The 12,564-nt window shown below is 68.8% G+C and carries 14 protein-coding genes; 5 read left to right on the plus strand and 9 right to left on the minus strand.

All coding sequences use genetic code 11. From position 1 onward, the window contains the following. Window positions 1-10 precede the first annotated feature (10 nt). Window positions 11-829 (plus strand): enoyl-CoA hydratase, encoded by an 819-nt coding sequence (locus JHN45_RS00585; protein ID WP_200711187.1) that lies wholly within the window; start codon window positions 11-13, stop codon window positions 827-829. Window positions 830-851: 22 nt separating this feature from the next. On the opposite strand, the gene JHN45_RS00590 is transcribed toward JHN45_RS00585, so the two are convergent. The 4 genes from JHN45_RS00590 to JHN45_RS00605 are packed head-to-tail and all read right to left on the minus strand — an operon-like array spanning window position 852 to window position 4,051. Then, on the minus strand, window positions 852-1,652 hold the full coding sequence (locus tag JHN45_RS00590; protein ID WP_201047542.1) for an SDR family oxidoreductase: 801 nt from the start codon (window positions 1,650-1,652) through the stop codon (window positions 852-854). 24 nt (window positions 1,653-1,676) lie between these two features. Beyond that, window positions 1,677-2,498 carry an NAD(P)-dependent oxidoreductase gene (locus JHN45_RS00595; protein WP_201047543.1) on the minus strand — a complete coding sequence of 274 codons (822 nt, stop codon included), beginning with the start codon at window positions 2,496-2,498 and terminating at the stop codon, window positions 1,677-1,679. Next, the gene (locus JHN45_RS00600) at window positions 2,495-3,022 is read right to left on the minus strand and encodes a nuclear transport factor 2 family protein (protein ID WP_201047544.1); all 528 of its coding nucleotides are present in this window, start codon (window positions 3,020-3,022) and stop codon (window positions 2,495-2,497) included. Before JHN45_RS00600 ends, JHN45_RS00595 begins: the two co-directional genes overlap by 4 nt. A gap of 6 nt (window positions 3,023-3,028) precedes the next feature. Continuing rightward, window positions 3,029-4,051, minus strand: coding sequence for a zinc-binding dehydrogenase (locus JHN45_RS00605; RefSeq protein WP_201047545.1), 1,023 nt, complete (start codon window positions 4,049-4,051; stop codon window positions 3,029-3,031). Window positions 4,052-4,179: 128 nt separating this feature from the next. Between JHN45_RS00605 and JHN45_RS00610 the strand changes: the two genes are divergently transcribed. Beyond that, complete coding sequence (locus tag JHN45_RS00610) at window positions 4,180-4,776, plus strand: TetR/AcrR family transcriptional regulator (RefSeq protein ID WP_200711192.1); 597 nt, start codon at window positions 4,180-4,182, stop codon at window positions 4,774-4,776. A 31-nt stretch (window positions 4,777-4,807) separates the two neighbouring features. Here the strand turns inward: JHN45_RS00610 and JHN45_RS00615 are convergent, their stop codons facing one another. Genes JHN45_RS00615 through JHN45_RS00635 form a run of 5 tightly spaced genes read right to left on the minus strand, consistent with a single transcriptional unit; the run spans window position 4,808 to window position 8,939 of the window. Beyond that, complete coding sequence (locus JHN45_RS00615) at window positions 4,808-6,037, minus strand: amidohydrolase family protein (protein WP_201047546.1); 1,230 nt, start codon at window positions 6,035-6,037, stop codon at window positions 4,808-4,810. Between the two features lie 6 nt (window positions 6,038-6,043). Next, window positions 6,044-6,364 carry a hypothetical protein gene (locus tag JHN45_RS00620; protein ID WP_200711194.1) on the minus strand — a complete coding sequence of 107 codons (321 nt, stop codon included), beginning with the start codon at window positions 6,362-6,364 and terminating at the stop codon, window positions 6,044-6,046. Further along, window positions 6,351-7,616 (minus strand): aromatic ring-hydroxylating dioxygenase subunit alpha, encoded by a 1,266-nt coding sequence (locus tag JHN45_RS00625; RefSeq protein ID WP_200711195.1) that lies wholly within the window; start codon window positions 7,614-7,616, stop codon window positions 6,351-6,353. The genes JHN45_RS00620 and JHN45_RS00625 overlap by 14 nt, the downstream gene beginning before the upstream one ends. A gap of 4 nt (window positions 7,617-7,620) precedes the next feature. Beyond that, window positions 7,621-8,238, minus strand: coding sequence for a carboxymuconolactone decarboxylase family protein (locus JHN45_RS00630; RefSeq protein WP_200711196.1), 618 nt, complete (start codon window positions 8,236-8,238; stop codon window positions 7,621-7,623). After that, window positions 8,235-8,939 carry an SDR family NAD(P)-dependent oxidoreductase gene (locus JHN45_RS00635; RefSeq protein WP_200711197.1) on the minus strand — a complete coding sequence of 235 codons (705 nt, stop codon included), beginning with the start codon at window positions 8,937-8,939 and terminating at the stop codon, window positions 8,235-8,237. The genes JHN45_RS00630 and JHN45_RS00635 overlap by 4 nt, the downstream gene beginning before the upstream one ends. Window positions 8,940-9,175: 236 nt before the next feature. On the opposite strand from JHN45_RS00635, the gene JHN45_RS00640 reads away from it, so the two are divergent. Genes JHN45_RS00640 through JHN45_RS00650 form a run of 3 tightly spaced genes read left to right on the plus strand, consistent with a single transcriptional unit; the run spans window position 9,176 to window position 12,545 of the window. Then, complete coding sequence (locus JHN45_RS00640; protein WP_201047547.1) at window positions 9,176-9,907, plus strand: SDR family oxidoreductase; 732 nt, start codon at window positions 9,176-9,178, stop codon at window positions 9,905-9,907. Next, window positions 9,904-11,343, plus strand: a complete 1,440-nt coding sequence (locus JHN45_RS00645; RefSeq protein WP_201047548.1) for an aldehyde dehydrogenase family protein — start codon at window positions 9,904-9,906, stop codon at window positions 11,341-11,343. Before JHN45_RS00640 ends, JHN45_RS00645 begins: the two co-directional genes overlap by 4 nt. Then, complete coding sequence (locus tag JHN45_RS00650; protein ID WP_234468144.1) at window positions 11,340-12,545, plus strand: CaiB/BaiF CoA-transferase family protein; 1,206 nt, start codon at window positions 11,340-11,342, stop codon at window positions 12,543-12,545. The genes JHN45_RS00645 and JHN45_RS00650 overlap by 4 nt, the downstream gene beginning before the upstream one ends. Window positions 12,546-12,564: the final 19 nt, after the last annotated feature.

Below are 12,564 nucleotides of genomic sequence, written 5' to 3' on the forward strand. Positions count from 1 at the left end.
GACGGGACCCATGACAGACACAGCGGACACGGTGGACACGGACGTGATCCTCTACGAGGTCGACGACAAGGTCGCGGTCATCACGCTGAACCGGCCCGAGGTCGCCAACGCCCAGAACTCGGTGCTCCTCGACGCGCTGGACGCCGCCTGGCGCAGGGCCGCCGCCGACGAGGAGGTCAAGGTGATCCTCCTGCGGGGCAACGGCAGGCACTTCTCCTCCGGCCATGACCTCAAGGACCGCTGGCCGGCTCCGACCGAGATCACCCTGGAGTGGATCTACGCCGCCGAGTCCCGCCGGTACCTGGAATACACGCTGCGCTGGCGCAACGTCCCCAAGCCGTCGATCGCTGCGGTCCAGGGCAAGTGCATCGCCGGCGGACTGATGCTCTGCTGGCCCTGCGACCTCATCGTGGCCGCCGAGAACGCCGAATTCTCCGACCCCGTAGTGCACATGGGCATCGGGGGGGTCGAATACCACGGCCACACCTGGGAGTTGGGACCGCGCAAGGCGAAGGAGATCCTCTTCACCGGACGGGCCGTCACAGCCGAGGAGGCGGAGAAGGTCGGCATGGTGAACAAGGTCGTCCCCCTCGACCAACTGGACACCGAGGCAATGGAGTTGGCCCGCCAGATCGCCCGCATGCCGTCCTTCGGCCTTCGCCAGGCCAAGCGCGCCGTCAACCAGAGCCTCGACGTCCAGGGCTTTTACGCGGCCATCCAGTCGGTGTTCGACATCCACGAGACGGGACACGGAAACGCGCTGAGCGTCTCCGGATATCCCATCCTCACGAAGCTCGACGGCATGAAGGAACGCCTGAAGGGTCAGTAGGCGGTGGCCGCCCGACCGCGCATCACTCGCGATGCGCGGTCGCGCCCCGGCTCATCGCGAGAACCGCGTCACGGCGGCTCAGCGCCCCGAACGGCGAACCGCCGGTCGGGGTCGGGCTGCCGCAGATCCAGCTCGGGCCGTCGGAGAGATGGGCGAGCGCCTCGGCGGCCACGTCGTCCGGGTCGGCCAAGTCGCCGCCGTACGAGCCCCCTTGGGCCTCCTGGGTCCGCCGCAGGGAGGGGGTGTCGGTCCTGCCGAGCACCAGCCCCAGGACGTCCACACCGCTGCCCCGCCACTCCGCCCACAGGCTCTCCGCGAGGATGAGGTCGAACGCCTTCGACGCGCCGTAGGCGGCGAGCGTGGCGCCACCGGCCCACGCGGCGCCCGAGGTCACCAGGACCACGGCTCCCCGTTTGCGCGCCACCATGGGGCCGCCGAAACGGTAGGCCGCTTCGAGTACGGCCGTGCAGTTGCGCCGCACCAGCCCCAGGTGGACGTCGAGATCCTTGTCGAGGAACGGGACACTGCGGTCGTCGCTGCCCGCGTTGTACACGAACAGACCGACCTCAAGACCGGCGGTCGCCTGCTCCAACTCCGAGAGTGCGGTGGGGGAGCTGAGGTCGAGCGCGACGGCGCGGACCTCGACGCCGTACCGGGCGCGGATCTCGTCGGCGGACTCCTCCAGCACAGGCAGCCGCCGGGCCACCAGCACGACGTTCATCCCATCGGCGGCCATCCGGTGGGCGAACGCGGCACCCACCCCGTCCGACCCACCGGCGACGACACCCCACGGCCCGTACTTGGCGGCGAGCGATTCAGTCACTTCGTTACTCCTCGACAAGTTCATCTAGGACGACCGGAGAACCTTCTTCTCGACCGCGTCGGACGACAGCACCGTTCCGATGATCCCCAGGTCCGCTCCCGCGCTGTGCGCCACCTCGCGCACCACGCGGACGTCCTTGCTCATCAGGTCCGCCAACCGCTCCGCGACCGAATCGACCGAGCCCCCACTGGCGACGACACCGAGCGCGCGACTGGCACCACTGCCGTGCTGGAGCGCGGTGAGAATCGCCTTTTCGTCGATGCCCAGCGAACCCGCGACCCGTACGGCATCGACCACGAGCCCGACCTGGGCCACGAACAGGGCGTTGTTGACGAGCTTGACCCGCTGACCGTTGCCGGCCGGCCCGACGAACATGACCGGCGAGGCGTACGTCTCCAACAGCGGGCGCAGCTCCTCCAGTTGGGCCGCCTCGCCGCCGACCCACAGCGTGAGGCGGCCCGCGGCGATGTCGTGCGGGCCGCCGGAGAGCGCGGCGTCCAGGACTCCGACACCGCGCTCCGCGCCCGCCTCGGCGAGCAGTTGCGCGGTGGCGGGATCGGAGGTGGTGTGCTGGACGAGCGTCGACCCCGGCTTCATGGCAGAGAGGGCGCCGTCCGCGCCGAGGCAGACGGCTCGTACCTGCTCGTCCTTCAGTACGGTGACCAACACCGCGTCGGCGTCTCGGACCGTCGCCCGGACCGTGTCGGCCGACGCGAGCCCGCTCTCCTGGGCAGCCGCCCGGGCCTCCGGACGACGTACAAGGACCGTGACGTCATGCCCGGCGACCGTCAGCCGGTCGACGATCGGTCGTCCCATCCGCCCCCAGCCGATGAACCCGATCCTCAACTCTCCTCCAGGTGCAGCGAGTTGGAAGACGGCGCCAGCATCGCGCGCGGCCCCTCGGTGCCGTCGAGATTGGCGTTGACCCGCTCGGCGATGCGCCAGCCCTCCGAAGTACGCACCCAGCGCCACGTGTTCGCGGAGACCTGGAACACCCAGAACCGGCCGGCGTCCGCGTCCCAGCGCAGATGTAGCGCGTGGCTGCGGCCGGTGGCCCGGTCGCCGTCGACGACGACGTGCGGCGCGGTCAGCACGTGACCGCAGCCGTTGTGGATCACGCTCTGGTGGTTCGGGCCGTGGACCATACCGACGATGCCGTCCCGGCCCTCCATCCGCAGATGGGGGACTGCGTCGAAGACACCGTCCTCGGTCCACAGCGCCGCCGCGGCCTCGCCCGAACCGCTGTCGACCGCGGGCCCGTACTGGGCGACGAGCTGCGTGATCTCGACCTGGTCCTCCAAAGCGCGCACTTTCGCCGCCAACGACTCGACGGTGGCGCGGAGTTGGGCAAGTTCGTCGGTCTCGCTCATGAGTGTTCAGCTCCCTGGTACGACGATGATGCGGGCCGGCCCGTTGGCGTCCCGTGCGGCATCCAGCGCGGCCGGTACCCCGTCGAGCGCGACGGTGTGGCCGAGCATCGGCCCTACGTCGAGGCTGCCGGAGCAGACCGCCCGGAACGCCTCGTCCCAGTGATCCATCGACGGGCCGCCCCCGAACTGGATGTTGAGCCCTTTCCGTTTGGCGGTCAGGGTGTGCAGATGGTCGCCCTCGGGCGGGCCGCCGACGGAGAAGATCCGGGTGTCGCGCTCACACCCCTTGATGATCGAGTCGAGGACTCCCGGCACGCCGACGCACTCGAACACGACACAACTCGCCTGTGGACCGGCGGCGTTGCGCCATGCCTCGTACGGCGAGACCTCGGCCGGGTCGACGACCACATCGGCGCCCATGGCCAGTGCGGTCGCACGACGCGACGCGACCAGGTCGGCCGCCACGATGGGGCCGACACCGAGGTTCTTGAGCCGACCGATCGCCGACAGGGCGATGGCACCGCAGCCGATGACCAATGGCGCTTCCCGCGCGGCGAGTCGGGCGCGGGACGCGGTTGACCAGCCCACCGAGATAGCGTCGGCGACACACACGATCTCGCTCGGGAGATCCGAGACCACGACCCGGGTGATGGCCTCGGTCAACAAGAACAACTCGCCGAACCCGCCCGGCGATTCGGGATTCTGGCCGATGATCCTGCGGCCGGCGGGGGTGGCCAGTACAGGCAGCGAACTCACCCGCGTCCCGACCGGGATCCGTCGTTCGGTGCCGGGGCCGTAGTCCACGACCTCGGCGCAGTATTCGTGACCCATCACGATGTCGACGTCCTGGTCGTACGTCGACATCCCGCTGTCGTCGTCGGCGCCCGCCTCCGGATGGTCCATGAAGTGCAGATCCGACGCGCAGATCCCGCACGCCAGCGAGCGCACGAGTAGCTGGCCCGGCCCGGGCGCCGGATCATCGACGATCCGTGCCTGGACCGTCCCGCCACGCAGCACAGCAGCACGCATCAGGCTCTCCTCCGATCCACGAAGTTCTCCGAAGCCCGTCTCCTTCGGACTGTAGCCACACAGCGGTAATTACAGAAGACCGTCTCCTATAATTGGCGGGACATGGCCCGGTCACTACAATCACCGGCATGGCAGAACCGCGCCGCGCCCCGGGCCGTCCACGTGACACGAGCATCAATGAACGGGCGCTCGCGGCAACGCGCGAACTGCTGGTCCAGCGCGGCTTCGAGGCGACGACGATCCAGGCGGTGGCCGAGCACTCGGGCGTGCACGCCTCGGCCATCTACCGCCGCTGGCCGTCCCGGATCGAGCTGATCGAGGAGGCCACGTTCCCGGGACTCAGCCCGCTGAGCGTCCGGCCGACGGGGGACCTCCGCCGTGATCTACGACGGTTCATCCGCGCCTACTTGGCGGCCTTCGGAGCACCCGCCGCCCGCGCCGCTGCGGCCGGGCTCTTCGCGCACTCCCAGACGTCGAACCGTCCCCGGCCGCCGGAGATGCTGCTGCGCGTGTCGGCGCGACCGCAGTTCCAGGACATCCTGCGCGCCGCGCCGACCGGGACCGTCGACCCCGCCGTGGACCCGGACGACGTCTTCGACATGCTCCTCGGCGCCGTGCTGACCCGCACCCTCCTGTCCACGGTCACGGCCCGCGAGCGCCCCGTCGAGCGCACGGTGGAGATGGTCCTGCGGATGCTACGACCGCTCGACGGGCCGCCGAGCTGATCAACTCGGCCCATGCGAAAGGGCGTTGGTGTCAGCGGCGTTCGTCGCGGAACACCTTTCCGCCCTTCATCACGAACCGGACGTCCGCCATCACGGAGATGTCCTCCAGCGGATTGCCCGGCACCGCGATCAGGTCGGCGAGCAGGCCTTCCGCGATATGGCCCCGGTCGTCGGCGTCGATCAGCTCCGCCGCGTTGACGGTCGCCGCCTGGAGCGCCTCCAGGGGAGTCATCCCACGGTCGACCAGGGCGATCAGCTCCTGCGCGCCGCGGCCGTGCGGAATCGCCGGCGCGTCCGTGCCCAGCGCCATCCGGACACCCGCCTTCCCGGCCCTGGACACCACGGTCTTCGCCCGGGGGAAGATCTCGGCGGCCTTCTCCACCAGTTCGGGCGCGGAGTGGGACATGTCCATCCCATCGATGAGAGCGGTGGTAGGCACCAGGAAAGTGCCCCTCTCCGCCATCAGCGCGATGGTGTCGTCGTCGAGCAGGAAGCCGTGCTCGATGCAGTCGATGCCCGCCTCCACCGCCGAGCGGACGGCGTCGGCCCCATGGGTGTGGGCCGCCACCTTCAGTCCGCGCCGGTGTGCCTCGTCGACGATGGCGCGCAGTTCCTCGTCGGAGTAGTGCTGCGCACCGGGGGTGCCGGTGTGCGACATCACGCCCCCGGACGCGCAGACCTTGATGAGCCGGGCCCCGTGCTTGATCTGGTAGCGGACCGCCTTGCGCACCTCGTCGACTCCGTTGGCGATGCCCTCCTCCAGGGAGAGGGGCATGATTCCGGGGGCGTACGCGGCGAACATCGTGGGGTCGAGATGCCCGCCGGTCGGTGTGATGGCGTGTCCGGCCGGCACGATGCGCGGGCCGTCGATCCAGCCGGCGTCGATGGCCTTCGCCAGCGCGACGTCGAGCAGATAGCCGCCCGTCTTCACGAACAGGCCGAGATTCCGGACGGTCGTGAACCCCGCGCGCAGGGTCCGCCGGGCGTTGCCCACCGCGCGGAGCATCCGCAGCGGGGGATCGTCCTGGACGGGGGAGAACGCGAGCGTCTCTCCCCGGCCGCCCATCAGAAGGTTGACCTCCATGTCCATGAGACCGGGTAGGAGGGTGACGTCACCGAGATCGAGAACCTCGTTCTCGGCGCCGACGTCACCGTTGTCGCCGCCGCGCGTGATGCGGTCGCCCTCGACCGTCACCAGGCCCGGCGACTCCAACTCGCCCGTCTCCACGTGCAGTACACGCGCCGCTCTGAGCGTGAGCACGACCTGTCACACCTTCGGCTCGACGACGAGGTCCATATAGGCCGCCCCGCTGTCCGGCACCCGGGCCTGCTTCCAGACCTCGACCGGGAACGACACGTTCACCAGCGAGAACATCAGGAGCAGCAAGTTGCGCTCCTGCTCCGGGAGTTCGGAGAGCGGGAACTTGTCGAGGTGGTCGGAGGCCTGTTCCAGGAGCGGGAACGCGGCGTCGTAGAAGGCCTGCATCTCCTCCATGGAGCTGGCCAGGCGCTTGCTGTACCGGTCGCGCTCGGACTCCAGGACCCACTCGCTGAACGGTTCGAGCACCGCGAACTCACTGGGCAGCATCGGTGTGCTCCTTGACGTAGTCGGCGACCGTCTTGTGCAGATGGCGGAGCAGCAACTCCTGGTCGCAGAGCGGGAATTCGGTGACGACCCGGCTCTTGAGCATTGTCTGGGTGGCCTCCAGCGTGTTGCCGTCCTGGAGGGCGTACTCCTTGAACGTCACCGCCGCCAGCTCCTGCTTGAGCCGCTCGCGCGCCGTCTTGGCGGGCACGAAGTACAGGTTGGCCTCGAAGATGTGCTTGTCCACGGCGGTCGGCCAGTAGTGGTACGTCAGGTACCAGCCGGGCTTCCAGATCAGCAGGGTCATGTTGGGGAAGAACTCGAAGGAGTCGTTGCCCCACGCGCGGTGCCCGCCCGGATTGAGACCGGGGGGAAGTGGGTCCAAGCCCTCGATGTCGGGTGCCTCCCACGGCCCGAACAGGCCGCTGCGCAGGACGCGTTCGATGGGCTTGACGATGGTCAGGTCCTTGGGCGGGGACATGCCTCCCCAGGAGGAGATCATCGAGTGCGGGGGGTGGATCTCGTAGTGCAGCGCCTCGTACCCGACGTTGAAGAGCTTGTCGGCCTCGTCCTTGACGGCCTGCTTCATGTGCAGGACGGGCGCGTGGTAGAACTCCGCGAACGCGTCGATGAACAGCTTCCAGTTGCTGCCGATCTCCGCCTTGTAGGTGAAGACCTCGGTCATCTCGTGGAAGGGATAGCCCTCGAGTCCCTTGGCGAACTCGCCCAGATACTCCTTGAGCGGCTGGGCGTCGGGATCGAGGTTGACGAAGATGAACCCCTCCCAGACCTCGCAGCGGACCAGCTTGAGGCCGTAGTCCGCCTTGTCCAGGTCGAAGAACTCCTTCTCCTGCTGGACGAAGGTCAGATCGCCGTCGAGGCTGTAGCGCCAGGCGTGGTACTTGCAGGTGAACTGGCGGCAGGTGCCCTTGACCTCCTCGCCCGGGTAGTCGTTCCACACGAGCTTGTTGCCGCGGTGGCGGCAGACGTTGTGGAAGGCGCGGATCTCCTTGTCCTTGCCCCGCACGATCACCAGTGAGGTGTCGGCGACGGCCAGCTCCTTCGTGAAGTAGCTGCCGACCTTGGGGACCTGCTCGACCCGGCCGACGTTCAGCCAGGTCTTCTTGAAGATCGCCTCCTTCTCCGCCTCGTAGTACGCGGGGTCGATGGAGTCCTCGTAGTTCACCGGGCTCGTGCCCAGCTCGGGGTAGTTCTCGGTCCAGCTCCCGGCCGCCGGCTTGGCGAAGTGTGGCATGGGATCACCCCTCTCGCTTGTGAGAATACCATTCTCGTTTTGGGAAACTGAAGTTCTCTTCCGAGATCACTGGGTCGAGTTCCACGCCGAAGGTGTTGAGGGCCATCGTGAGCATCGTGTAGGCGCCGATGGTGAAGACCAGGTCCATGAGCTGGTGTTCGTCCAGGTCGACGGCGAGCGCCGCGTAGGTCGCGTCCGACAGGCCCGAGTCGGTGTCCAGTTCGTCAACCGTCCGGTTGAGCAAGGTGTCGGCGCCGGTGCGGACCTCCTCGATCTCGGCCTCGGTCACCCCGTACTTCCGGCCGATCAGGACGTGACTCGCCCACTCGTACCTGCTGCCCCGCCGCCACGCCACCCGCATCACGGCCAGCTCGCGGACGCGCACCGGCAGGGTCGTGGTGTTGAGGTGCATGTTGAACGTCAGGAACGCCCGGGCCAGGGCCGGATGCCGCTGGAAGATCCCCAGGACGTTGGCCTCCGGCAGCTTCTTGTGGGGGTTGATGACCGAGAACAGGTCGTGGTCCCACTCGTCGTACGGCACCGGGGAGATGCGGACGCCGGAGTCACCGGCCGGCTCGCCGTTCTCGCTGGAGCCATCGGTCGGCTGGCCGTTCTCGCTCATGTGTTCCGCCCGCCGTTCACGCCCAGGATCTGGCCGGTGATGTAGCCGGCCTCCTCGGAGGCGAGGAAGGCGCAGGCCGCGGCGATGTCCTCGGGGCGCCCGACGCGTCGTACCGGAGTGCGCTGGATGTGCTCCTCGACCGTCCCGCCGAGCAGTTGGCGCTCCTCGGAGCGGCGCAGCATGGGTGTGTCGATGAAACCGGGCGGCACCGCGTTCACGGTGATGCCCTGCGGGCCCAGCTCCAGGGCGAGCGCCTTGGTCAGCCCGTTGACCGCCGACTTGGCCGCCACGTAGTGCGTCATGAACGGCTGGCCGGACTGCGCGCTGGACGAGGAGATGTTGACGATCCGGCCCCAGCCGGCCTCCACCATGTCGGGCAGCACCGCCTGGACGCAGTGGAAGACGCCGTTGAGGTTGACGTCGATGACTCGCTGCCAGGCCTCGAAGGTGAGGTTGGCGAAGCGCTTGTAGCCCTCCATTCCCGCCGCGTTGACCAGCACCGTGACCGGGCCGAGCTGCTCGCGGATCTCGGTGAGTGCCTCGTCCACCTGGGCCCGGTCGGAGACGTCGGCCTTTCGGGAGAAGCCCCTGTCGGACGGATTGAGGTCGAGGGTGGCGACCTGGAGACCGTCGGCCTCCAGGCGCTGTGCGATGGCCAGTCCGATGCCGGAGCCGCCGCCTGTGACGAGGGCTGTCCTCATGCCGGAACCCCCTTCGTCTCGATCATGAAAATCTCCCTTCCAGATCTGAGAAGCGTATTCTCGTCTCCGGTGCTTCCGGAAGTCCCGCGCAGGCCGGGGCTGTTCGCCGCGCTCCGTGCACCTGTCAGCCATCGGTCAGGATGACATTCTCGCTTCCGGATGGTTGATTCGCGTATAAGGAGAATGTAGTTTCCGCTTCATTGGAGCAAGCCGCCCATCCATGCGAGGAGAACAGGATGCGGTTCCAGGACAAGGTGGCGATCGTCACCGGAGCGGGACAGGGAATCGGCGAGGACTACGCCCGGGCGCTGGCCGCCGAGGGCGCACGGGTCGTGGTCGCGGACATCAACGAGGAGCAGGGACAGCGGGTCGCCAAGGACATCGACTCCGCGCTCTTCGTCAAGGTCGACGTCGGAGACCCCGCCTCGGCCGACGCGCTGGCCGCCGCCACCGTCGCCGAGTTCGGCCGCATCGACTACCTGATCAACAACGCGGCGATCTACCACAGCATGCGGCGCGAGGGCCTGACCACCGTCGACCTCGACTACCTCAACCGCTTCATCCAGGTGAACCTGATGGGCGCCCTGTACGTCACCAGGGCCGTCGTCCCGCACCTGAGCGAGGGCGCCGCGATCGTCAACCAGTCGTCCGCCGCTGCCTACATGGCGAGCGGCTACTACGGTCTGGCCAAGATCGGCATCAACCACCTCACCGCGTCGCTGGCCGCCGAACTCGGCGGCCGGGGCATCCGCGTCAACGGCATCGCGCCCGGTCCCACCGACACCGAGGCCACGGCCACCGTCGTACCGGTCGAGTTCCAGGAGCGGATGACCCAGGCCCTGGCCATCAAACGGATGGGCACCCCCGGCGACCTGACCCCCACCGTGCTGTTCCTGCTCTCCGACGACGCCGGCTGGCTGACCGGACAGACCATCAGCGTGGACGGCGGACAGGTGGTGCGGCTGTGACCCGCCTGCTCATCAACGGCCAACTGGTCGACGGGGAGCGGACGTTCCCCTCCCTCAACCCCGCCACCGGCGAGGTCTACGGCCACGCCCCCGAGGCCACCACCGCCCAGGCCGAGGCCGCCGTAGCAGCAGCGCGGACCGCCTTCGACACCACCGCCTGGTCCACCGACGTACAGCTGCGCATCCGCTGTCTCGACCAGCTGCACCAGGCGCTCCTCGACCACGTCGAGGAGCTGCGCGAGCTGACGATCGCCGAGGTCGGCGCGCCCCGCATGCTCACCTACGGCCCCCAACTCGACGACCCCGTCAAGCTGGTGAGGTTCTACGCGGACCTGCTGCGCAAGTACCCGCTCACCGAGGAGCTGGGCGAAGTCGAGATCCGCGGCCAGCGTCACCGCCGTTGGGTGGAGAAGGAGGCCGCCGGGGTCGTCACCGCGATCATCGCGTACAACTACCCGAACCAACTGGCCCTCGCCAAGCTCGCCCCCGCGCTCGCGGCCGGCTGCACGGTCGTCCTCAAGGGCGCGCCGGACACCCCGCTGACCACCCTGTTCCTCGGCCAACTCATCGCCGAGCACACGGACTTCCCGCCCGGCGTGGTCAACGTCCTCACGTCCTCCAGTGCCGACGTCGGCGAGACGCTCACCACGCACCCCGACGTCGACATGATCACGTTCACCGGCTCCACCGCGACCGGCAGGCGGATCATGGAGGCGGCCAGCCGCACGGTGAAGAAGGTCTTCCTGGAACTCGGCGGCAAGTCCGCCATGATCGTCCTGGACGACGCCGACTTCACCACCGCCGCGATGTTCGCGGCCGGCACCATCTGCTCGCATTCCGGGCAGGGTTGCGCGCTCACCTCCCGGCTGCTCGTGCCCCGGGAGCACCACGACGAGCTCGTCGAGAAGGTGGCCGCGGGTCTCGCCCGCATCCCGCTCGGCGACCCCGCCGACCCCAAGACCTTCGCGGGCCCGCTCATCAGCGAGCGCCAGCGCGAGAAGGTCGACGGGATGGTGCAGCGGGCCGTGGCCGCCGGCGCGAACCTGGTCACCGGTGGGGAGAAGGTCGATCCCGGCTTCTTCTACAGGCCGACGCTCCTCAGCAACGTCGACCCGGACAGCGAGATCGCCCAGGACGAGGTCTTCGGCCCGGTCCTCGTGGTGATTCCGTACGACGACGATGACGACGCCGTCCGCATCGCCAACAACTCCGTCTTCGGTCTCTCCGGCGGGATCCAGAGCGGCGACGACGAGCGGGCCATCGCGCTGGCCCGCCGGATCCGCACCGGCACCTTCAGCATCAACGGCGGCAACTACTTCGCGGCGGACGTGCCGTTCGGCGGCTACAAGCAGTCGGGCATCGGCCGGGAGAGCGGAGTGCCCGGCCTGGAGGAGTTCCTGGAGTACAAGTCCTTCGCGGTCGTGGTCCGGTCATGATGCCGCTCGACGGAATCCGCGTCCTCGAAGTCGCCATGTACGGCTTCGTGCCCTCGGCGGGCGCCGTCCTCGCCGACTGGGGAGCGGACGTCATCAAGGTCGAGCACGCCGTCACCGGCGACCCGCAGCGCGGTCTCCGCCAGACCGGCACGATGCGCGTCGAGGGCGACCCCAACCCCAACGTCGAGCACGCCAACCGCGGCAAGCGCAGCCTCGGTCTCGACATCTCCCGGCCCGAGGGCAAGGAGGTCCTGTACGAACTCGCGCGGCACGCCGACGTGTTCCTGACCAGCTTCCTTCCCGGCCACCGGGACAAGTTCGGCATCGACGTCGACGACATCCGTACCGTCAACCCCCGCATCGTCTACGCCCGGGGCAGTGCCTTCGGGCCGCGCGGACCGGAAGCGGGGAAGGGTGGCTACGACATGACGGCGTTCTGGGCCCGCGCCGGCACCGCCGCGAGCATCACCCCAGAGGGCACGGACGGCATCATCAACCCGCCGTCACCGGCCTACGGAGACACGATCTCCGGCACCAACCTCGCCGGCGGCATCGCGGCGGCGCTCCTGAAGCGCGAGCGCACCGGCGAGCCCTCGGTCGTGGACGTCTCCCTGCTCGGCAGCGGACTGTGGGCGATGGGTCACGCCACCGCGCTCTCCCTGCACCTCGGCAAGCCCTGGATCCCGCCGCCCGTCGGCACCCACGGCTCGGTCACCAACCCCCTGTCCGGGCTGTACGAGACCTCCGACGGCCACCACCTGGCGTTCGTCATGATGCAGCCCGGCAAGTTCTGGGCCGATGTGTGCCGGCACATCGACCGCCCCGAACTCGCCGACGACCCCCGCTTCGCCACGACCGAGAACCTCGTGGCCAACACGGCGGAGGCCGTCAAGATCCTGCGCGAAGTCCTCGCCACCCGCACCCTCGCGGAGTGGAGCCGGCGCTTCGCCACCCTGGCCGGGCCGTGGGCCCCGGTGCAGGACTCCCTGCAAGTGGGCGACGACCCGCAGATCAGAGCCAACGAGTACCTGCTCCAGGCAGGAGAACTCGAACTGGTCAGCAGCCCCGTGCAGTTCGACGTGCAAGCCCCACAACTCGGGCCCGCACCCGAGTTCGCCGCCCAGACCGAGGAGATCCTCCTCGAACTGGGCCTGGACTGGGACCGCATCATCGCGCTCAAGGCGGCGGGCGCGGTCACCTGATCACCCGACAGCGGGACTC

It is taken from the genome of Streptomyces sp. MBT53, from assembly GCF_016654115.1.
Lineage (GTDB): Bacteria > Actinomycetota > Actinomycetes > Streptomycetales > Streptomycetaceae > Streptomyces.